Raw genomic sequence first — 21,767 nt, forward strand, 5'->3', positions numbered from 1 at the left:
AGCGTCGGGCTGCTCCCATAGGCTGGTGGCCGACATGAATGACACGGTGAGAAAGGACGCGGCGATGTCGGACGGAGCATCCTCGGCGATCTCTCGGGAGGAGGTCGCGCACTTGGCCAGGCTGTCCCGGCTCGCGCTGACCGACGACGAACTCGACCAGTACGCGCAGCAACTCGATTCGATTCTCGCCCACGTGGCGCAGGTGTCCGAAGTTGCCGCCGACGACGTCCCGGGTACCGCACATCCTGCGGAGCTGGCCAACGTCCTGCGCCCGGACACCGCGGTGCAGTGTCTGACCACCGAGCAGGCCCTCTCCGGTGCGCCCGCCGTCGAACAGGACCGCTTCGCGGTTCCGCAGATCCTGGGGGAGGAAGAATGAGCGCCGATACCCGTGCCGCCGGCGATATCACCGGTCTGACCGCCGCCGAACTGGCCGACAAGATCGGCGCGCGCGAACTCTCGTCGGTCGAGGTCACCCAGGCGCACCTCGACCGGATCGCCGAAGTCGACGAACAGCTGGGCGCGTTCCTGCACGTCAGCGGGGCCGAGGCGCTTGTCGCCGCGAAGGCCGCCGACGACGCGATCGCCGCCGGCAACGCGCCGTCGCCGCTGGCCGGTGTGCCGATCGCCCTCAAAGACGTCTTCACCACGGTCGACGCGCCCACCACGTGCGGTTCCAAGATCCTCGAGGGCTGGGTGCCGCCGTACGACGCGACGGTCACCGCCAGGCTGCGGGCCGCGGGTATCCCGATCCTCGGCAAGACCAACATGGACGAGTTCGCGATGGGTAGCTCCACCGAGAACTCTGCCTATCAGGTGACCCGAAACCCGTGGGACACCACCAGGATTCCCGGTGGTTCCGGTGGCGGTAGCGCCGCCGCACTCGCCTCCTACGAGGCGCCGCTGGCCATCGGTACCGACACCGGTGGCTCCATCCGGCAGCCGGCCGCGGTCACCGCAACCGTCGGCGTCAAGCCGACCTACGGCACCGTCTCCCGGTACGGCCTCGTCGCGTGCGCGTCGTCGTTGGATCAGGGTGGCCCGTGCGGTCGCACCGTCCTCGACACCGCGCTGCTGCATCAGGTGATCGCCGGACACGACCCCCGCGACTCCACCTCCATCGATGCCCCTGTGCCCGACATGGTGGCTGCTGCGAAATTTGGTGTGGAACAAGATCTTTCGGGTGTCCGCGTCGGCGTGGTCACCGAGCTGCAGGGCGAGGGCTACCAGGCCGGCGTCCTCGACTCGTTCCGCGCGGCCCTGCAGGTGCTCACCGATCGCGGTGCCGAGGTCGTCGAGGTCTCCTGCCCGCACTTCACCTACGCGCTCGGCGCCTACTACCTGATCCTGCCGTCGGAGGTGTCGAGCAACCTCGCGCGTTTCGACGCGATGCGCTACGGACTGCGCGTCGGCGACGATGGATCGCACAGCGCCGAAGAGGTCATGGCCCTGACCCGCGAGGCCGGTTTCGGTCCGGAGGTCAAGCGCCGCATCATGATCGGCACCTACGCGCTCTCGTCCGGGTATTACGACGCCTATTACGGGCAGGCGCAGAAGGTGCGGACCCTCATCTCGCGCGACTTCACCACGGCCTTCGAGAAGGTCGACGTCCTGGTGTCGCCGACCACCCCGACCACCGCGTTCAAGATCGGGGAGAAGGTCGACGACCCGCTGGCCATGTACCTGTTCGACCTGTGCACCCTCCCGGTGAACCTCGCCGGCGTCGGCGCCATGTCGGTGCCGTCGGGTGTGTCCGCCGACGACGGACTGCCGGTCGGACTGCAGATCATGGCACCGGCACTGGCCGACGACCGGCTCTACCGCGTCGGCGCGGCCTACGAAGCGGCGCGCGGCCCCATCGGGTAACTCGCATACCGGTGGCCGATGCCCGGCGGGCCGTCGAGCGAGGTCAGCAGGTCCACACTGGTCTGCACGAACCCGACCAGCGGCAGCCAGGGCGGGCGACGTGTCGACCGGCCGGTGGTGATTGTGTCGGCCGGTAGACGGGCGAGTCGCCACAGTAGTGCGATCGACCATCGGGCGACCGGATCCGAGCGGTTCGCCAGCACCGTCCGGTGATCGCCCGACATCGATGCGCCGAGGGTGTCGGCGGGCGCCCCGGCCAGCAGCGTGTCGCCCACCGCGCCCGGGTGATGTCTCGCCGCCCAGGCGCGGGCCTCGTCGGCGCCGACCGCGCCGAGGCTCTGCCCGTAGAGATGGATCGCCGGTCGGTGCTCTGGTCGTTGCCGGTCCCGCACAGCGATGACCTCGCGCAGCAGCGCGGTCGTACTCCGCCCGGCCGCGGCGCGGTCGCCGACGAAGGCCCGCCAGGACGATTGGTGGGCGTATTGCAGCGCCAGCACCGTGACATCGCCACCGAACCGATGCACGAAACCGGTCACCGCCGTCTCATCCACCCAGCCGGAGCCGGTCGGTACGGCGATCACCACATGCCCACGCGCGAGACCTCCCTCCCGGACCCACCGCGTCACCAGGCGGTGGGCTCCGATGAGGTGATCGACGTCGTCGGGCTGATAGAGCACCGGTGCCGCTGGGGCCGCCCGATGCGGTGCGGGCTTGTCGGCATGTGCCGCGGGCAGATAGCCGGCGAGGAGTGCGGCGCCGGCGGCGAACGTGACCGCGGTCGCGCGGGGCACCAGGACGATCGCGCAGAACAGCCCGATCGCCGGAACGGTGGACACCGCCCACCACCCGATGCCGGCCCGCGGTGCGCCGACATCCGCACGCAGGGCGTCCTGCCACGCGGTACTCACCACCCCGATGCAGACGATCGCGCCGGTCGCCGCCAGCACACCTGCCGCCGCGCCCGCGGGGCGAAACGGGCGACCGCGTGTGCACCACGATCCCGCAACCGTCGCCAGTCCCACGCATCCCGCCGTCAGCACCCCGGAAATCGTCGCCGACCTGGGCAGACTGCACGGCCACAGCGCGATCAGGGCGCCCAGACAAGCCAGCACGGCGACACCGGGATGCGGCCAGCTTGCGCGACGACGATAGCGATCGGGTGAGGTGGGCGCGTTCACCGTTGGGCTCCCGACCGGGCGGTCACCGCAGCCGCGGCCCGGGTGACGCTGGTGACGACGAGGTCGCCGACCGACTCGCCGCGAACCGGCACGCCGTCGTACTGTCGCCACGTGTTGACGCCCAGTCCGGCCGCGGCGAGCACTGCGGTGGCCGTGCACAGCGGCGACGAACAGGCGGCGTGCATCCGCGCCACGAGCTGCCGATCGAGTCGCAGTCGCGCCCACCCGCTCAACGGATGTCCTCGATCGGCCGCGTAGCGCAGCAGATCGTAGCCGAAATCATGGGTGGCGCAGAGCTTTTCGAACCGGCCCGGCAGCGGGACCGGGGAAGAGCATGCTCCGGCCGGATTGACCGGATAGCCATCTCGCGCCTGCGGTTGGTAGCCGAACCGGTCGCCGAAGTCCGGCGGCACATCGTCGAGCGCCCGCAGTGGCCGGTCCGACAACAGGTCGACGATGGTCCGGCCGGCCGGGCTCGTCATCTCCGCAGTGACGACGGCCGCAGTGTCCTGGTCGCCGGGCGACGCGTGGGCGGCGACGGGACCGAAAATCGTTGTTGCCGAGACGATGATGCCGGTGACCGCGGCCGCGGCTCGCCGGCGAATGTGGGTTCGCATGGGATTGACGCTAGAAATCGGTTGTGCGACAACACATCATCCGAGCGTGGGATTCGCTGCTCGGCGTCCCGGCGAGCTTTGGATGCGGTCTGGTACTCGAGGGTGAGGCCGGGAATCCCTCGAAAGTATGAGGACATGCGCGTGTCGTCCGCCTACCGTGGACGATTGAGGTGATGACGATGTTTCAACGGGTGCGGGCAACGGGTTCGGCGACGGCCGTCGCGGCGACACGCGTGGTGTCCCAGCTGCCACCGGCGCGGGACCCCGCGGTGCGACACTACTTTTCGTCGCGGGTCAACTGGTTCTTCCTGGCGGTCGCGGCCATCATGTACGCGATCTCGTGGCCCGTACTACCGCAGACCCACGACCTACCGGCCTATACGTTGCCGGTTGTTGCGGCATTCGCGGCGTTTCCGCTTGCTTTCGCATGGGCCGCACCGGTCGGTGCGTGGGCGGTCTCGGTGGTCTCGGCCCAGCTCATCGGGCTGCTCGTACCCACGGTCAACGGCTGGGAGTGGGGCATCCAGGTCACCCATCTGATCGCGCTGCTGGTGCTGACGCTGACCGCGTACCTGCGGGCGCCGATGGCGTGGCTGCCGGTGATCTGGCTGTGCACGTCGGTGGTGCTGTTCCAGGTCGCGCCGCCGAGTGCCCGGGGCGGATGGGTGTTCGCGGCGACGTTCGCCGTCGTCGTGGTCGCGCTGGCCCGGGCGGTCGTGTCGTCGCGGCGTGAACTGGCGGTCCGCAGCGAGGAGACCCAGCTCGTCGAGGCGCAGAAGGCGATCCTCGAAGAACGGACCCGCATCGCGCGGGATCTGCACGACATCGTCGCGCACCGCATGTCGGTGGTGGTGGTGATGGCGCAGACCGCACGGTATCGACTCGACGATGTGAGTGATTCCGCTGCAACGGAATTCGAGCAGATCGCGGTCGCCGCGCGAGCGTCGCTCGACGAGGTGCGGCAACTGCTCGGCGTGCTGCGGACCGATGATGGGGCGAGCGCGCTGCCGGCCCCCGGCCTCGACGACATCGACTCTCTCGTCGCGGCAACCCGGCTCACCGGCGCGACGGTCACGGTCGGCGACACCGTCGAGCACGAACAGGTCGGTGACGCCGCGGCGATGGTGATCTATCGCATCGTCCAGGAGAGTCTGGCCAACGCCACCCGACACGCACCCGGTGCGCCCATCGACGTCCGCCTCACCGATGGCGCGGCCGGGCTGGTCGACGTCGACATCCGTAACGCGGGACCGACGGGCGCACCGGTCGGGCTACCGGGTCTCGGTACCGGTATCGCCGGGATGGCCGAGCGGGCCGCGGCCCTCGGCGGTGCGCTGACCGCCGGGCCGGACGGCAGCGGGGGATTCCGCGTCCACGCGCAGATCCCCGCCCACGCCGGGAGCGTTGCGGACACCCTGTTGCCGGCGGTGGGACACTAAGCGACGTGCCGGTATCCGTAGTCGTCGTCGACGATCAAGCGATGGTGCGCCAAGGATTTTCGGCGCTGCTCGCCGCCCAACCCGACATCTCGGTGCTCGGCGACGCCGCCGATGGCGTGGCAGCAGTGGAACTCTGCGCTCGGGTGCGGCCGGATGTCGTCCTGATGGATGTGCGGATGCCGCGCAAGGACGGGTTGACCGCGGCCGCCGAGATCTTGCGGGCCGTGCCGGCGTCTTCCGATGCGCGCACCCGCGTCCTGATGCTGACCACGTTCGACATCGACGACTATGTCTTCGAGGCGCTGCGGATCGGCGCGTCGGGGTTCCTGCTGAAAGACGCCCCGGCCGATGAACTCGTGCGCGCGGTGCGGGTGGTCGCGGCCGGTGAGGCGTTGTTGGCGCCGTCGATCACCCGACGACTCATCGAAGAGGTCACCGCACGCCGCACGCGGACGCCGCGCACACAGGCCGCCGACGGGCTGACCCCGCGGGAACGAGAGGTCCTCGATCTCGTCGCCGACGGTCAGTCCAATGCCGAGATCGCCGCGACGCTGTTTGTCTCTGAGCAGACGGTGAAGACCCACGTCAGCAACGTGCTGGGAAAGCTCGGACTACGCGATCGCGCGCAGGCCGTGGTGTTCGCCTATGAGAACGGCCTCAAATAGGGCCCGAGTTCTGGGCGACATCGGGCAAACGTCGCCGTCGCCCACTAGATTGAGTGACGCTGGAAGTATCCGACAACTGCGGTGTTGCCCAGAGAGGTTGCGATAGATGGCCAAGAGGTTCGGCATTCTCACCAGTGGCGGCGACTGCCCAGGACTGAACGCGGTGATCCGCGGCGCGGTGCTCAAGGGCCAGACCGTTTACGGGCACGAGTACGTCGGCTTCCGCGACGGCTGGTACGGCCTGGTCTACGGCGACATCATGGAACTCGATCGCACCGTGGTCCGGGGCCTGTCGAATGAGGGCGGAACGATTCTGGGTACCAGCCGATTCGGGCCCTACTCCGAACCCGACGGGGGTCCGGAGAACATCAAGAAGGTCCTGAAGAACCTGGGCATCGACGGTGTCATCGCGATCGGCGGCGAAGGGACCGCGTCCGCGTCGAAGCGGCTTTTCGAAGACGGCATCAACATCGTCGGCGTCCCCAAGACCATCGACAACGACATCGACGCCACCGACTACACCTTCGGATTCAACACGGCCGTGGAGATCGCGACCGAGGCGATCGATCGCCTGCGGACCACCGGCAACTCACACAAGCGCTGCATGGTGCTCGAGGTGATGGGCCGGCACGCCGGGTGGATCGCCCTGCACTCCGGGATCGCCGGCGGCGCCCACGCGATCCTCATCCCCGAACAGCCGGAGAGCCTCGACCAGATCTGCGCCTGGGTCACCGGCGTCAAGAGCCGCGGCCGTTCCCCGATGGTCGTCGTCGCCGAAGGCTTCAAGCTCCCAGATATGAAAGAGGAGTACTCGGTCAAAGGGCTCGACGGTTTCAACCGGCCCCGCCTCGGCGGCATCGCGGAGGTGCTGGCACCGCTGATCGAGGATCGCACCGGCATCGAGACCCGTGCGACTGTCCTCGGGCACATCCAGCGCGGCGGTGTGCCGAGCGCCTACGACCGGGTGCTCGCCACCCGCTTCGGTATGGCCGTCAGCGATCTCGTCGCCGACAAGGCGTGGGGCAAGATGGTCGCCCTGCGCGGAACCGACGTCGTACGCATCACCTTCGACGAGGCGCTGGCGAACCCGAAGCAGGTGCCGTCGGATCAATACCAGGAGGTGCGGGTCATCTTCGGGTGACCCGACACGATCAACTCGCCGGCGGGTAGGTGATCGGCGGTGCGTAGGCGACGTTCGAGACGGCCGGTTCGCGCGGGATGATCACCCACAGAATGAGATAGAGCAGCACCTGCGGCCCGGGCAGCAGGATCGACGCCACGAACAGGACGCGGATCAGGGTGGCATCCCAGCCGTAGCGTTCGGCGATTCCGCCGCAGACACCGCCGATCCAGCGGTCGTCGCGGGAGCGCATCAAGCGTTGGGTGGCGGGCACGGGGGTCGTCATGATGGTTCCTTTCGAGTCATCACCGACGCTACGCAGCAGGCGACGCGGGGGCATCGGGGTTTGCCCTGACCCGGACCCGGGTTTACCGCTGATGCGCAATAGACTGGTGGCCATGACTGCCGCTACCACCGAGCTGCTCGACTACGACCAGGTGATCGCCGAATTCAATCCGGTGATGGGACTCGAGGTGCACGTCGAACTCGGCACCGAGACCAAGATGTTCTGTGGGTGCCCGACGACCTTCGGCGCCGACCCGAACACCCAGGTCTGCCCGGTCTGCCTCGGGATGCCGGGCTCGCTGCCGGTGGTCAACGCGAAGGCCATCGAATCGGCGATCCGCATCGGCCTGGCGCTCAACTGCAGCATCCGACCGTCGAGCGTGTTTGCGCGGAAGAACTACTTCTATCCCGACCAACCGAAGAACTATCAGATCTCCCAGTACGACGAGCCGATCGCCTTCGACGGCTACCTCGACGTCGTGCTGCCCGACGGCACCCCGTGGCGCATCGACATCGAGCGCGCCCATATGGAGGAGGACACCGGCAAGTCGCTGCACGTGGGTGGCGCGACCGGCCGCATCCAGGGCGCCGACCACTCGCTGCTCGACTACAACCGTGCCGGTGTGCCGCTGATCGAGATCGTCACCAAGCCGATCGAGGGTGCCGGCGAGCGTGCGCCGGAGGTGGCCCGCGCATACGTGACCGCGCTCCGTGACCTGCTCAAGGCGCTCGAGGTCTCCGACGTCCGGATGGATCAGGGATCGCTGCGTTGCGACGCGAACGTCTCGTTGATGCGCAAGGACGCAACCGAATTCGGCACCCGCAGCGAGACCAAGAACGTCAACTCGCTCAAGAGCGTCGAGGTCGCGGTGCGTTACGAGATGCGCCGCCAGGCGGCTCTGCTGCTCTCCGGCGGCGAGGTGGTGCAGGAGACCCGGCATTTCCACGAGACCGACGGCACGACGTCGGCGGGTCGTCGTAAGGAGACCGCCGAGGACTACCGGTACTTCCCGGAACCGGATCTGCCGCCGGTTCAACCGGATTCCGCATGGATCACCGAACTCGGCACCACCCTGCCCGAGATGCCGTGGGTGCGCCGCGCCCGCATCCAGCAGGACTGGGGTGTCTCCGACGAGGTCATGCGCGACCTGGTCAACGTCGGCGCGATCGACCTCATCATCGAGACCGTCGAGGCCGGCGCCAGCCCGGAGGCCGCCCGTGGTTGGTGGGTGTCCTTCCTTGCGCAGCAAGCGAAGACGCGTGAGGTGGAACTCGCCGACCTGCCGATCTCACCGGCGCAGGTCGCTACCATCATCGGGCTCGTCGACGAGGGCAAGCTGACCACCAAGCTCGCCCAGCAGGTGGCGACCGCGGTGCTCGACGGCGAGGGCGAACCCGAGCAGATCGTCGCCGACCGTGGCCTCGAAGTGGTGCGCGACGACTCCGCTCTGCAGAAAGCGGTCGACGACGCACTCGCCGCCAATCCGGACATCGCCGAGAAGATTCGCGGCGGGAAGGTGCAGGCGGCCGGCAAGATCGTCGGCGACGTCATGAAGGCCACCCGCGGACAGGCCGATCCGGCGCGGGTGAAGGAATTGGTCATCGCTGCTTGTAGCTGACCCTGTCCGGCGTCGTTGACGGCGCCTTGGGTTGCGTTGGCAGCGCCTGGAGTTGCGTTGACCGCGCCTGGAGTTGCGTTGACAGCGCCTGGAGTTTTAATGACCGCGCCCTGGCTGTGGTTGTGTTGTGCTGGCTGGCGCCGGGAGTTGCGTTGACAGCGCCCTCAAATTCGTTGACAGCGCCCGTGACTTGAGAGTGACCTGCGGTTTTCGAGGCTGGACGGGCGCCGTCAATGAATTTGAGGGCGCTGTCAACGCTCTTGGCGCTCGCGATTCGGATAGGGCGGGCTCTCCGACGGGTTATGTGCGGTCTTCGGACGACGACGGGGGGAGCCACTTCACGACGCGGTCGTCGGTTTGGACGGGTTTGCCGTAGGCGCGGTTGACGGTGGCGAACTGCAGAATCCCGTTGGGCAGCGCGGTCATTCGGCCCAGCGCGCCGTAACGCTTCTCCAGCAGGACCACCGGCGGGGTGATCGCGGGCTTGTCGCGGGTGGGCTCGTTGATGGCCTCGATGTGCTGAGTGCGGGTGGTGGAGACGAAGATGCTGCCCGACGCCACGGCGCAGCCGGCGATCTGTGGTCGGTCCGGCCACGTCCACAACACCTTGGGCCCACCCGATTCCATCACCTGGACGCGGTCTTCGGTCGGGGTCTGGTCGGCCAGATACAGCGTCCCGGTGTTGACGTTGGTGCACATCGAGACGTTCGAGCCGAAGCCGGAGGCCAGGATGCGCGGCGGCGGGTTGGCGCCAGACCGCAGCGACGTCACCGACAGCAGCTTGCCGGCCAGTGACGACGGGTCGTTCGCGGCGGCGGGATTGCCCGCGTTGCCGGTGGCCACCACCAACTCGGTCGGCGACCGGAAGAACATCGAGCCCATGTTGCCGTTCTGCCCCTTGGGGATTCCGACCAGGATGGGCTTGGGCACGTCGCCCGGCGCGATGCGCACGATTCGATTGTCCGACGCCGTCGTGATGAGTGCGTAGATCAGCTGATCCTGAGAATAGGTGGGGGACAACGCGAAGTCGATGAGGCCACCGTCGCCGGATCCGTCGACCGGGAAGGTCGCCAGGACCCTATGTGGTGCATACCGTTTCGTCGTGATCAGTTTGCCGGTGGTGCGTTCGGCCACCATCGTGACATCGCCCTTGTCGTCGGCGGCCGTGACGCCGCCGGTGGATTCGAGGCAGGTGGCGATCACCGCGGGATCGGGATCTACACACGGTCCCGACGGCGGTGGGCCCGGCGGCGGGGTGGGGGTGCTGGTCGGGGGCTGCTTCTTCTGTGCGATCGACTCGTTGTTCGCGCTGAAGGTGCCGGCGTCCTTGGTCTGGTCCTGGTCGGTGAAGTTCACGCACCCGCTCAGCGAGACAGCGAGAGCGACCATGGCCGCGGCGGCACCGACGCGAACACGACCGGACGCAGCGGAGCCGCGTCGGCGGTGCGATGACGTCGTCCTCCCCGTGCGCATGCCACCCACAGTAGGCGATCGATTCCGACTCACCGCGCGCTGATCGGACGTCCCGGCCCGAATCGGGCATACAGTTTACAAGCGTGAACGAACGCGACCCGAACGCGGACAGCGCGTCCAGTCCGTACGACGAATCGACGGGCCAGATCCCGGTGGACCCGGATGCGCGGGTGCGGCGCCGACTGATCCCGGCGAGCGAACGCGACGAGTTCTACGCGCAGCACGCCGCGACCAGGCCGCCCACCGATCCGTCCGTCGGCATGGCACGCGTCGACGACCTCGATGACATCGATCCGAGTGATCTCCCCCGCGACGACACGAAGACGACACCGATGGTGGTCCAACGCGCCACACCGCCACCTGCTGCGCCACCGCAGCAATCCGCTGCGCCGCCGCCACCGGTGCCGACCCAGCAGACCGACATGCCGGCGACGCCTCCGCCGCGGCAACCGGTACCGCCGCCCGCGCCGGCGGCACCACCGGCGTCGCCCGCCGCAGCCACGCCACCAGCGCGACCGCCCCAACCGATGCCGGTGCCCCCCGAACCGGTTCCGTCGCCGACACCGGTTCGTGCAGAGCCGGTCGTCGTGGAACCGCAACGCGCGGCACCCACCGAGGTCATGGCGGCACCGGTCGCCCCTGCGCCCGTCGTCGTGCCACCGCCGACCGATCCGCTACCCGCCCAGCAGCCCTACGACGCCGAGACCGTCGCGATCGGTGCCACGGACGCTGATGAAGCAGTACCCGCCACCGAGGAACCGCGCACCCTCGAGCACGACCTCGCCGAGGCGAGACGCAATGCCCGACGCGGCACCCTGGACTTCGGCCTGCTGCTGCTCCGCGTCGCGGTAGGCCTGATCGCGCTGGCGCACGGAACACAGAAGCTGTTCGGTTGGTGGAACGGACCGCGGCTGTCCGGCTTCGAGGACTTCCTCGCCAATTCACCCAATCCCGCCATCGGATTTCACGCCGACGCGGTCAAACCGCTCGCGATCGTCGGGGCGCTGTCGGAAACCCTGGGCGGCCTGATGCTGGTCATCGGACTCTTCACCCCGATCGCTGCATCGGCCGTGCTCGGCGTGATGCTGGTGGCGGCGGCGTTCAAGTCGACAGTGGCCGGCGGGGTCTGGTTCTTCGCGACCGGTCAGAACGGTGCGGGCATCGAATACGAACTCCTGCTCGCCGTCTGCGCGGCCGCGATCATCCTCACCGGACCCGGTCGTATCTCGCTCGACGCACCACGCGGATGGGCGCGACGTCCGGCGTGGGGGTCCCTCGCCTGCCTGGTGGTCGGCGTGGTCGCGGCGGTGATCATCTGGATCATGTTCAACGGCACGAATCCGTTTGAGTCGCCGGGCAATCCGACCTGACCCTTCGACACGCTCGCTCCTTCGTCGCGGGCTGCTCAGGGAGCGGGGAGGGTTGTGCCAGCGTTTCGGCAGGGATGGAGCGGTCAGTCGACCTTGCGGACGGCACCCTTGTCGGCGGAGGTGGCCAGCTTGGCGTAGGCGCGCAACGCGGTGGTGACGGTGCGTTGGCGATCCTTTGGCTGCCACGGCCGTTCCGACGCCTCCATCTTGGCGCGGCGTTCGGCGAGCACCTCGTCGTCGACGAGCACCTCGAGGCGACGCGTCGTGACGTCGATCAGGATGGGATCGCCGTCCTCGATGAGGCCGATGACGCCACCGGCGGCGGCCTCGGGAGAGATGTGGCCGACCGACAATCCCGATGATCCGCCGGAGAACCGGCCGTCGGTGATCAGACCGCATTTCTTGCCCATGCCGGTGCCCTTCATGAAGGCGGTCGGGTGCAGCATCTCCTGCATGCCGGGACCGCCGGACGGACCCTCATAGCGGACGACGAGCACCTCGCCGGCCTGGATCGTCTTGGACAGGATGACCTGAACGGCTTCTTCCTGGCTCTCGACGACGCGGGCCGGACCCTGGAAGTGCCACAGGTCTTCGCTGATGCCCGCGGTCTTGAGCACCGCGCCGTCCTCGGCGAGGTTGCCCTTGAGCACGCACAGGCCACCCTCCACGGTGTAGGCGTGGGCCATGTCGCGGATGCACCCGCCCTCAGCGTCGGTGTCCAGTGAGCTCCAGCGGTTTCCGGTGGAGAACGGGGTGGTGGTGCGCACGCCGCCGGGCGCGGCATGGAACAGCTCGAAGGCTTCGTCGATCGCCTTCCCGCTGCGGATGTCCCAGTCGTCGAGGAACGTCGCGAGGGTGGGCGAGTGCACGGTCGAGGCGGTGTCGTCGATCAGCCCGCCGCGGCGCAGTTCACCGAGGATCGCCGGGATGCCGCCGGCGCGGTGCACGTCTTCCATGTGGTAGTCGGAGTTGGGCGAGACCTTCGACAGGCACGGCACATTGCGGCTGATCTCGTCGATCACCGACAGGTCGAAGTCGGCGACCTCGCCCTCCTGCGCGGCGGCCAGGATGTGCAGCACGGTGTTGGTCGAGCCGCCCATCGCGACATCGAGGGCCATCGCATTGCGGAAGGCGGTGGGCGAGGCGATGTTTCGCGGCAGCACCGAGGCGTCGTCGTCGCGGTACCAGCGATTGGCCGCGTCCACCACGACGCTGCCCGCGCGAGTGAACAGCGCGCGGCGGGCCTCGTGGGTGGCCAGGGTGGATCCGTTGCCGGGCAACGCGAGACCGAGCGCCTCGGTCAGGCAGTTCATCGAGTTGGCGGTGAACATGCCCGAGCACGACCCGCACGTGGGGCACGCCGACCGCTCCACCTCGGACAGGCCCTCCTCGTCGACCTCACTACTGGCCGACGCGGAGATGGCGGTGATCAGATCGGTGGGCGCCTGCGCGACACCGTCGACGACGACGGCCTTGCCGGCCTCCATCGGTCCGCCGGAAACGAACACCGTCGGGATGTTGAGCCGCATCGCGGCGTTGAGCATGCCGGGAGTGATCTTGTCGCAGTTGGAGATACACACCAGCGCGTCGGCGGTGTGCGCGTTGACCATGTACTCCACCGAGTCGGCGATGATCTCACGGCTCGGCAGCGAGTAGAGCATGCCGCCGTGGCCCATGGCGATGCCGTCGTCGACGGCGATCGTGTGGAATTCGCGCGGCACACCACCGGCGGCGCGGACGGCGTCGGCGACGATCTCGCCGACGTCCTTGAGGTGCACATGGCCGGGCACGAACTGCGTGTAGGAGTTGGCGATCGCCACGATCGGTTTGCCGAAGTCGTCGTCGGTCATCCCGGTGGCACGCCACAGGGACCGGGCGCCGGCCGCTTCACGTCCGACGGTGGTGGTACGGGACCTCAACGCTGGCATCGCAATTCCTCAAATATTCGGTGACCCGTCGGGCTGGACGGGGGAGGGATGGACCCGAGGCTACTCCCCGCCGACCTGGCCGAACAAAATGGGTTTTAGGCGTTGTCCGCGGCGGCCTTGGCCGCATACGGGTCGGGGATACGGCCGCGGCTGGCCGCCGACAGGCGTGGAAGATCGGCGAAGGTGATCGCCGGGAGTCGGACCTTGGTGCCGTTGACCAACACCGCTCGGACCGAACCCCAGCGCGGGAACTGCAGGCCGTCGATCTCGTTCCAGGCGATCTCGCGGGTACCGAAGGTGTGCACGGCGCGCAGCCCGTCCTCGGTCACGATGGTGCGGATGCGGACGATCCACCAGGCGAGGATCACCGGCAGGATCATGGTCCACCCGAGCCAGACCAGCGATCCGCCGGCCAGGGCCAGGGTCACGATGAACATCATCGGCACCGCGAAGTACGCCAGCTTCTGGATACGGAACGTCTGCGGCAGCTCGATGTCGTCTGCCGCGGGGCCGGCTGCCGGGTTGCCACCGGTTGCGGAGTCGGCATCGTCGGGGGAAGGTGTGGACACCCCTCCATTGTGGCACTCTCGAGTCCCGCGAATTCACCAGCAGTTTCCCAGTATGTGAGACGTTGGAATAGGTGGTTTGACTCTTGACACACGCCGGTCCTACCGTGAAGGCGTGATGCAGCATCAGATCCTCGTAGTAATCGGCCGGCGCGTCGTCGCCTGACCGGTCACTTCGTAGACCTACCAGCATCGACGCGCCACCCTCGAACAGCCCAGCTGTCGGGGGTTTTTTCTTGTCAACAACCCGATATCCGAACACCAGAAGAAGGAACGTGAAGTGAGCGCACCATCACCACATTCCGACAGTGCCGACCAGTCGGCACCGCGCGACCAGTCACCCGCGGGCGGAAACCTCCGCGCGGTAGGCCAGCACACCGTCGCACCCGAACGGGTGAGCGGAGCGCAGTCCGTCGTCCGCTCCCTCGAGGAACTCGGTGTCGACGTCGTGTTCGGTATCCCCGGCGGTGCGGTTCTGCCCGTCTACGATCCGCTGCTCGACTCGCAGAAGGTGCGCCACGTCCTCGTCCGCCACGAGCAGGGCGCCGGTCACGCCGCCACCGGCTACGCACAGGTCGCCGGCCGCGCGGGCGTCATGATGGCCACCTCCGGGCCCGGTGCCACCAACCTGGTCACCCCGCTCGCCGACGCCCAGATGGACTCGGTCCCGGTCGTCGCGATCACCGGACAGGTGGGTCGCGCGCTGATCGGTACCGACGCCTTCCAGGAGGCCGACATCTCCGGCATCACCATGCCGGTCACCAAGCACAACTTCCTGGTGAGCAACGCGATCGACATCCCGCAGGTCATCGCCGAGGCCTTCCACATCGCCGAAAGTGGGCGTCCCGGAGCGGTTCTCGTCGACATCCCGAAGGACATCCTGCAGGCCCAGACCACCTTCTCGTGGCCGCCGCAGATCGACCTGCCCGGCTATCGTCCGGTCACCAAGCCGCACGGCAAGCAGGTCCGCGAGGCGGCGCGCCTCATCGAGTCCGCGAAGTCGCCGGTGCTCTACGTCGGTGGCGGTGTCATCAAGGCCAATGCGTCGGCCGAGCTGCTCGAGCTCGCCGAGCTGACCGGCATCCCGGTGGTCACCACTCTGATGGCGCGCGGTGCCTTCCCGGACAGCCACCAGCAGCATCTCGGTATGCCGGGCATGCACGGCACCGTCGCGGCGGTCGCGGCGCTGCAGCGCAGTGACCTGCTGATCACTCTCGGCGCCCGCTTCGACGATCGCGTCACCGGACAGCTGTCGTCGTTCGCGCAGAACGCCAAGGTGATCCACGCCGACATCGACCCGGCCGAGATCGGCAAGAACCGGCACGCCGACGTCCCGATCGTCGGCGACTGCAAGGCCGTCATCCTCGACCTGCTGGAGACCCTGCGCAACGAGCGGGCCACCCGCGCGGCCAAGCCGGACCTGAGTGCCTGGTGGACCTACCTCGACGACATCCGCCGGACCTACCCGCTGAGCTACGACCGGCAGACCGACGGCTCGATGTCGCCGGAGTTCGTGATCTCCCAGATCGGGAAGCTCGCCGGACCCGACGCCGTCTACTGTGCCGGCGTCGGCCAGCACCAGATGTGGGCCGCGCAGTTCATCTCCTATGAGAAGCCGCGCAGCTGGCTGAACTCGGGCGGCCTGGGCACCATGGGCTACGCGGTGCCCGCGGCGATGGGCGCCAAGATGGCCGACCAGAGCAAAGAGGTCTGGGCCATCGACGGCGACGGCTGCTTCCAGATGACCAACCAGGAGCTGGCAACCTGCGCGATCGAGGGCATCCCGATCAAGGTCGCGCTGATCAACAACGGCAACCTGGGCATGGTGCGTCAGTGGCAGACGCTGTTCTACGACCAGCGCTACTCCAACACCGACCTGTCCACGCACTCGCGGATGATCCCGGACTTTGTCAAGCTCGCAGAAGCGTTGGGCTGTGCGGCATTCCGCGTCGAGAACGAGGCCGATGTGGACGAGGTCATCGCCAAGGCGCGTGAGATCAACGACCGCCCCGTCGTCATCGACTTCATCGTCGGCAAGGATGCACAGGTGTGGCCGATGGTCGCCGCGGGCACCGGCAACGACGAGATCATGGCCGCGCGCGACATCCGACCGCTGTTCGACGACGACGAAGCCGCGTCGGATCCGGTGGAGATCCATGAGGTGATGGCCCGCGAAGACGCGGCCAAGGACGAGAAGGGCCAGTAGACATGACCACTCACACTTTGAGCGTCCTCGTCGAGGACCGGCCCGGTGTTCTGGCCCGCGTGTCGACGCTGTTCTCCCGCCGCGGATTCAACATCGAATCCCTCGCGGTGGGCCCGACCGAGCTGAAAGGCATGTCGCGCATGACCATCATGGTCAGCGTCGACGACTTCCCGCTCGAACAGGTGACCAAGCAGCTCAACAAGCTCATCAACGTCATCAAGATCGTCGAGCAGGATCCGACCCAGTCGGTCACCCGCGAACTCATGATGATCAAGGTGCGGTCTGATGCGACGTCGCGGGCCGAGGTCGTCGACATCGTCAATCTGTTCCGCGCCAAGGTGATCGACGCGTCGCCGGAGTCGCTGACCATCGAGGCGACCGGCACGGGGGAAAAACTCGAGGCGCTGCTGCGGATGCTCGATCCGTACGGCATCCGGGAGATCGCGCAATCGGGCGCGGTCACGTTGGGTCGGGGACCCAAGAGCATGTCGGCCAACCGCTGACACCCGCTGCAATCAGCGACCAGCAAGTACCCCGCTACTCGTAGCGGCCTAGAAGTACACAGCCCTTGGGAGACAACAACTCCCGAGGGGCCACGAAATCGAAGGGAATTCTACTGTGGCCATCGAACTGTTCTACGACGACGACGCCGACCTGTCGCTCATCCAGGGCCGCAAGGTCGCGGTGATCGGCTACGGCAGCCAGGGACACGCGCATTCGCTGTCGCTGCGCGACTCCGGCGTCGACGTCGTCATCGGTCTGCGTGAGGGCAGCGCGTCGCGTGACAAGGCCGCCGAGCAGGGCCTCAAGGTCATGACCGCGGCCGAGGCCGCCGCCTGGGCCGACGTGATCATGGTGCTGGCCCCGGACACCAGCCAGGCCAAGATCTTCACCGAGGACATCGAGCCGAACCTCAAGGACGGCGACGCGCTGTTCTTCGGTCACGGCCTCAATATCCACTTCGACCTGATCAAGCCGCCGGCGAATGTCACCGTCGGCATGGTGGCCCCCAAGGGACCGGGTCACCTCGTGCGTCGTCAGTTCGTCGACGGCAAGGGCGTGCCCTGCCTGATCGCCATCGATCAGGACCCGAAGGGTGAGGGTCAGGCGCTGGCGCTGTCTTACGCGAGCGCCATCGGCGGTGGCCGCGCGGGTGTCATCAAGACCACCTTCAAGGAAGAGACCGAGACCGACCTGTTCGGTGAGCAGGCCGTGCTCTGCGGTGGCACCGAGGAACTGATCAAGACCGGTTTCGAGGTCATGGTCGAGGCCGGATACGCCCCGGAGATGGCCTACTTCGAGGTGCTGCACGAGCTCAAGCTCATCGTCGACCTCATCTACGAGGGTGGCATCGCCCGGATGAACTACTCGGTGTCCGACACCGCCGAGTTCGGTGGCTACGTGTCGGGCCCGCGGGTCATCGACGCCGACACCAAGGACCGCATGCGCGCCATCCTCAAGGACATCCAGGACGGCACCTTCGTCAAGCGTCTCGTCGCCAACGTCGAGGGCGGCAACAAGGAGCTCGAGGGTCTGCGTAAGGCCAACGCCGAGCACCCGATCGAGGTCACCGGCAAGAAGCTGCGCGACCTGATGAGCTGGGTCGACCGGCCGATCACCGAGACCGCCTGATCTCACTGCTCTACGACGAGAGCCCCGCACCGGAAAGGTGCCGGGCTCTCGTGTTATCTGACCGCTCCCTGAGGGGCGAGCCGGCGAGCGTCTCGAAGGGTTAGATCGGGGTGAATCCGCCGTACTGCGGCAGCGAACCGACGCGCTTGAGGATGGGCGCGATGTTGGTGCCGGTCTCGGGGCCGAGGCAGCCGAGGAAGTAGTAGGCGTTGACCATGCCGACGAGACGATCGCCGACGACGACCGGGCTACCGGAATCGCCCTCGATCACGCACATCTGGCTGAAGTGCACGTCACCGTCGGAGAACCAGGCGATGCCGCAGGTGCTGCCGGTGGTGCGGCCCTGCTTGCAGGCGATGGTCGGGAACGCGATCGGTCGGGGGTCGATGCTCTTGATGGTCAGACCGCTGACGGTGCGCAACGGCACCACGCGCGCCCGGTTGAACTCGATGACGGCGATGTCGAGGTCGCTCGCCGAGTAGGTGATGGTGCCGACCTGCCCGCGGTTCTGCTGGCTCTCGGAGTAGACCTTCTGTCCGGGCTTGCCGCAGTGTCCGGCGGTGATGCCGATCAGCTTGCCGGTCTTGGAATTGCCGATGGTGGTCAAGGTGCACGCCGCGGCCGAGTTGCCGCCCTTGAGGACCAGGATCCCCGACCCGCCACCCAGATAGGCTTTCGCGGGTGCAGCTTGCGCAGTGCTCGCCCCCCAGCCGGCCAGCACGGTTGCCGCCAAAACAGCCAACAGTGCCGTCAGCTTCCTCATCATCTGCTCTCCGCTCGTCAGTTCACCGTGCCGCCAACCGGCGTCGGGTAGTCGTCGGCCCTGAGCTGTTCGGTGCTCAGGGCCATGGTCACGGTACCGGGCGAAACCCGCACTGCGTCATGCGATGGAACGACCCGGAGGTGGTTTGCAACCTATCCGTAATGCCGCTCACAATCTACCCGGTCAAATCGGGCAGGGGTCTGGAGCCGATGTCAGGGGCATATCCGCCGCCCACTAAGCTGTTCGCGGAAGTCATCGCGTTCATTCCAGGTCGTCGAGACCTCTGGCCGACGACGCACAGACAGTAACGAACCAGAAGACAATGGAGAAGATTGTGACCTCAGCTGGCCGTCCGGTCGTCCTGATCGCCGACAAACTGGCACCATCGACCGTCGAGGCGCTGGGTGACGACGTCGAGGTGCGCTGGGTCGACGGCCCGGACCGCCCGAAGCTGCTCGAAGCGGTCGCCGACGCCGACGCCATCCTGGTGCGCTCGGCGACCACGGTCGACGCCGAGGTCCTCGGGGCCGGCCCCAAGCTGAAGATCATCGCGCGGGCCGGCGTCGGCCTCGACAACGTCGACGTACCCGCCGCCACCGAGCGTGGCGTGATGGTCGTCAACGCGCCCACCTCCAACATCCACACCGCCGCCGAGCACGCCATCGCGCTGCTCATGTCGGCCGCCCGGCAGATCCCGGCCGCCGACGCCACGCTGCGCGAGCACGCCTGGAAGCGGTCGTCGTTCAACGGCGTGGAGATCTTCGACAAGACCGTCGGCGTCGTCGGCCTCGGCCGCATCGGCCAGCTCGTCGCCGCGCGGCTCGCCGCGTTCGAGACGCACATCATCGCCTACGACCCCTACGTGTCACCGGCCCGCGCCGCGCAGCTCGGAATCGAACTGGTGTCGCTCGACGAGCTCCTCGAGCGCGCCGACTTCATCACCGTGCACCTGCCCAAGACCCCCGAGACCCTCGGTCTGATCGGCAAGGATCAGCTGGCCCGCACCAAGCCGGGCGTGGTCCTCGTCAACGCCGCGCGCGGCGGACTGATCGACGAGCAGGCCCTGGCCGATGCCATCACCGCCGGACATGTCCGCGGAGCCGGTCTGGACGTGTATGCGACCGAACCATGCACCGACTCGCCGCTGTTCGAGCTGCCGCAGGTCGTCGTCACCCCGCACCTCGGCGCGTCGACGAGCGAAGCGCAGGATCGAGCGGGCACCGACGTCGCCAAGAGCGTGCGACTGGCCCTGGCCGGACACTTCGTGCCGGACGCGGTCAACATTACCGGCGGCGCCGTCGACGAAGAGGTCGCGCCGTGGCTCGAACTCGCCCGCAAGCTCGGTGTGCTCGTCGGCGTGATCAGCAGTGAACCGCCGACCTCGCTGGTCGTCGACGTGCGCGGGGAACTCGCCGCCAACAGCGTCGACGTCCTCGGCCTGTCCGCAGTGCGCGGGCTGTTCTCGGCGGTGCTCGAGGACCCGGTCACCTTCGTCAACGCGCCGGCCGTGGCCGCCGACCGCGGCGTGACCACCGAGGTCACCACCGCATCGGAGAGCCCCAACCACCGCAGCGTCGTCGACGTCAAGGCCGTCTTCGCCGACGGCTCGGTACACAACGTGGCCGGCACGCTGACCGAGCCGCGTCTGGTGGAGAAGATCGTCAACATCAACGGTCGCAACTTCGACCTGCGCGCCGAAGGACACAACCTCCTCGTCAGCTACAGCGACCAGCCGGGCTCCCTCGGCAAGATCGGCACCCTCCTCGGCAACGCCGAGATCGACATCCTGGCCGCCGGACTCTCCCAAGACGTCGAGGGCCCGGGTGCGACCATCCTGCTGCGCGTCAGCCGGGCCATTCCGGACGAGATCGTCGCCGCCATCGGCGAGGCCGTCGACGCAACCCTGATCGAACAGGTGGACCTGTCATGAAACTGGCCGTCATCGCCGGCGACGGCATCGGGCCGGAAGTCATCACCGAGGCCATCGGTGTGCTCGAGACCGTCGTGCCCGACGTGTCGACGACCGAGTACGACCTCGGTGCCCGCCGCTACCACCGCAACGGGGAATTGCTCACCGACACCGACCTGGCGTCGCTGCGGGAGCATGACGCGATCCTGCTCGGCGCCATCGGCGATCCGTCGGTGCCGCCGGGTGTGCTCGAGCGTGGCTTCCTGCTGAACATGCGATTCGCGCTCGACCACCACGTGAATCTGCGTCCGGCGAAACGCTTTCCGGGCGTCTCCTCGCCGCTGGCCGGCGACCCCGACATCGACTTCGTCGTGGTCCGTGAGGGCACCGAGGGGCCGTACACCGGCAACGGTGGGGCCATCCGGGTCGGCACCCCGCACGAGGTGGCGACCGAGGTCAGCGTCAACACCCGATTCGGCATCGAGCGGGTGGTGCGCAACGCCTTCGATCGCGCCCAGGCACGCCGCAAGAAGCTGACCCTGGTGCACAAGACCAACGTGCTGGGCTTCGCCGGCTCGATGTGGAGTCGCACCGTGGCCGAGGTCGGCGCCGAGTATCCCGACGTCACCACCGATTACTGCCACGTCGACGCCGCCACCATCTACATGGTCACTGATCCCGGCCGCTTCGACGTGATCGTCACCGACAACCTGTTCGGCGACATCATCACCGACATCGCCGCCGCGGTCACCGGTGGCATCGGGTTGGCCGCGTCGGGCAACATCGACGCCACCCGCACCAACCCGTCGATGTTCGAGCCGGTGCACGGTAGTGCCCCCGACATCGCCGGGCAGGGCAAGGCCGACCCGACCGCGGCGATCCTCTCGACCGCGCTGTTGCTGCAGCATCTCGGCGAGGCTGACGCTGCCGAACGGGTGGAGAAGGCGGTCACCACCGACCTCGCCAACCGCGGGGGAGAGACGTTGAGCACCTCCGAGATCGGTCGTCGGATTCGCGAATCGCTCTGACGCCGTAGCTCTTTCACCAGTCTGCCCCGGACCTCTGCAGGTCCGGGGCAGCCTTGTCTGTGTCGTCGACTTGTTCTAGTTGAAATAGAACTATACGATGAAG

19 protein-coding genes are annotated in these 21,767 nt (G+C 67.7%); 12 read left to right on the plus strand and 7 right to left on the minus strand.

Annotated elements, in window-relative coordinates; all coding sequences use genetic code 11:
• The first annotated feature begins 64 nt into the window (after positions 1-64).
• Positions 65-379, plus strand: a complete 315-nt coding sequence (gatC, locus tag AAFP30_RS02470) for an Asp-tRNA(Asn)/Glu-tRNA(Gln) amidotransferase subunit GatC (protein ID WP_419228238.1) — start codon at positions 65-67, stop codon at positions 377-379.
• On the plus strand, positions 376-1,866 hold the full coding sequence (gene gatA, locus AAFP30_RS02475; RefSeq protein WP_419228239.1) for an Asp-tRNA(Asn)/Glu-tRNA(Gln) amidotransferase subunit GatA: 1,491 nt from the start codon (positions 376-378) through the stop codon (positions 1,864-1,866). Before gatC ends, gatA begins: the two co-directional genes overlap by 4 nt.
• On the opposite strand, the gene AAFP30_RS02480 is transcribed toward gatA, so the two are convergent.
• Together AAFP30_RS02480 and AAFP30_RS02485 are read right to left on the minus strand one after the other, a co-directional pair.
• Positions 1,836-3,044: an alpha/beta-hydrolase family protein gene (locus AAFP30_RS02480; RefSeq protein WP_419228240.1), complete on the minus strand. Its 1,209-nt coding sequence runs from the start codon at positions 3,042-3,044 to the stop codon at positions 1,836-1,838. The two genes, gatA and AAFP30_RS02480, sit on opposite strands and share 31 nt — an antisense overlap.
• Positions 3,041-3,661: a hypothetical protein gene (locus AAFP30_RS02485; protein WP_419228241.1), complete on the minus strand. Its 621-nt coding sequence runs from the start codon at positions 3,659-3,661 to the stop codon at positions 3,041-3,043. Before AAFP30_RS02485 ends, AAFP30_RS02480 begins: the two co-directional genes overlap by 4 nt.
• A gap of 173 nt (positions 3,662-3,834) precedes the next feature.
• On the opposite strand from AAFP30_RS02485, the gene AAFP30_RS02490 reads away from it, so the two are divergent.
• From AAFP30_RS02490 to AAFP30_RS02500, 3 genes are all read left to right on the plus strand, one after another.
• Entirely contained in the window at positions 3,835-5,100 is a 1,266-nt protein-coding gene (locus AAFP30_RS02490; RefSeq protein ID WP_419228242.1) for a sensor histidine kinase, read from the plus strand.
• A 5-nt stretch (positions 5,101-5,105) separates the two neighbouring features.
• A complete protein-coding gene (locus AAFP30_RS02495) occupies positions 5,106-5,765 on the plus strand; it encodes a response regulator (RefSeq protein ID WP_419228243.1) in 660 nt (219 codons plus the stop codon).
• A 106-nt stretch (positions 5,766-5,871) separates the two neighbouring features.
• Positions 5,872-6,906 carry a 6-phosphofructokinase gene (locus AAFP30_RS02500; RefSeq protein WP_419228244.1) on the plus strand — a complete coding sequence of 345 codons (1,035 nt, stop codon included), beginning with the start codon at positions 5,872-5,874 and terminating at the stop codon, positions 6,904-6,906.
• A gap of 10 nt (positions 6,907-6,916) precedes the next feature.
• Here the strand turns inward: AAFP30_RS02500 and AAFP30_RS02505 are convergent, their stop codons facing one another.
• Complete coding sequence (locus AAFP30_RS02505) at positions 6,917-7,171, minus strand: PspC domain-containing protein (RefSeq protein WP_419228245.1); 255 nt, start codon at positions 7,169-7,171, stop codon at positions 6,917-6,919.
• 112 nt (positions 7,172-7,283) lie between these two features.
• Between AAFP30_RS02505 and gatB the strand changes: the two genes are divergently transcribed.
• Entirely contained in the window at positions 7,284-8,789 is a 1,506-nt protein-coding gene (gene gatB, locus AAFP30_RS02510) for an Asp-tRNA(Asn)/Glu-tRNA(Gln) amidotransferase subunit GatB (RefSeq protein ID WP_419228246.1), read from the plus strand.
• A gap of 300 nt (positions 8,790-9,089) precedes the next feature.
• Here the strand turns inward: gatB and AAFP30_RS02515 are convergent, their stop codons facing one another.
• Positions 9,090-10,262 carry a PQQ-dependent sugar dehydrogenase gene (locus tag AAFP30_RS02515; RefSeq protein WP_419228247.1) on the minus strand — a complete coding sequence of 391 codons (1,173 nt, stop codon included), beginning with the start codon at positions 10,260-10,262 and terminating at the stop codon, positions 9,090-9,092.
• A gap of 83 nt (positions 10,263-10,345) precedes the next feature.
• Here AAFP30_RS02515 and AAFP30_RS02520 point away from each other — a divergent pair, with 83 nt between their 5' ends.
• Entirely contained in the window at positions 10,346-11,632 is a 1,287-nt protein-coding gene (locus AAFP30_RS02520) for a DoxX family protein (RefSeq protein ID WP_419228248.1), read from the plus strand.
• 83 nt (positions 11,633-11,715) lie between these two features.
• Here the strand turns inward: AAFP30_RS02520 and ilvD are convergent, their stop codons facing one another.
• A complete protein-coding gene (gene ilvD / locus AAFP30_RS02525) occupies positions 11,716-13,560 on the minus strand; it encodes a dihydroxy-acid dehydratase (protein ID WP_419228249.1) in 1,845 nt (614 codons plus the stop codon).
• 95 nt (positions 13,561-13,655) lie between these two features.
• Complete coding sequence (locus tag AAFP30_RS02530) at positions 13,656-14,129, minus strand: PH domain-containing protein (protein ID WP_419228250.1); 474 nt, start codon at positions 14,127-14,129, stop codon at positions 13,656-13,658.
• Between the two features lie 277 nt (positions 14,130-14,406).
• On the opposite strand from AAFP30_RS02530, the gene AAFP30_RS02535 reads away from it, so the two are divergent.
• From AAFP30_RS02535 to ilvC, 3 genes are all read left to right on the plus strand, one after another.
• Positions 14,407-16,332 (plus strand): acetolactate synthase large subunit, encoded by a 1,926-nt coding sequence (locus tag AAFP30_RS02535; protein WP_419228251.1) that lies wholly within the window; start codon positions 14,407-14,409, stop codon positions 16,330-16,332.
• A gap of 2 nt (positions 16,333-16,334) precedes the next feature.
• Complete coding sequence (gene ilvN / locus AAFP30_RS02540) at positions 16,335-16,835, plus strand: acetolactate synthase small subunit (protein ID WP_419228252.1); 501 nt, start codon at positions 16,335-16,337, stop codon at positions 16,833-16,835.
• Between the two features lie 115 nt (positions 16,836-16,950).
• Positions 16,951-17,964: a ketol-acid reductoisomerase gene (ilvC, locus tag AAFP30_RS02545; protein ID WP_419228253.1), complete on the plus strand. Its 1,014-nt coding sequence runs from the start codon at positions 16,951-16,953 to the stop codon at positions 17,962-17,964.
• A 100-nt stretch (positions 17,965-18,064) separates the two neighbouring features.
• On the opposite strand, the gene AAFP30_RS02550 is transcribed toward ilvC, so the two are convergent.
• Complete coding sequence (locus AAFP30_RS02550; protein ID WP_419228254.1) at positions 18,065-18,730, minus strand: serine protease; 666 nt, start codon at positions 18,728-18,730, stop codon at positions 18,065-18,067.
• A 331-nt stretch (positions 18,731-19,061) separates the two neighbouring features.
• Here AAFP30_RS02550 and serA point away from each other — a divergent pair, with 331 nt between their 5' ends.
• On the plus strand, positions 19,062-20,657 hold the full coding sequence (gene serA / locus AAFP30_RS02555; protein WP_419228255.1) for a phosphoglycerate dehydrogenase: 1,596 nt from the start codon (positions 19,062-19,064) through the stop codon (positions 20,655-20,657).
• Positions 20,654-21,664 (plus strand): 3-isopropylmalate dehydrogenase, encoded by a 1,011-nt coding sequence (locus tag AAFP30_RS02560; RefSeq protein WP_419228256.1) that lies wholly within the window; start codon positions 20,654-20,656, stop codon positions 21,662-21,664. The genes serA and AAFP30_RS02560 overlap by 4 nt, the downstream gene beginning before the upstream one ends.
• Positions 21,665-21,767: the final 103 nt, after the last annotated feature.

The organism is Gordonia sp. CPCC 205515, assembly GCF_048537925.1.
Classification (GTDB): Bacteria; Actinomycetota; Actinomycetes; order Mycobacteriales; family Mycobacteriaceae; genus Gordonia.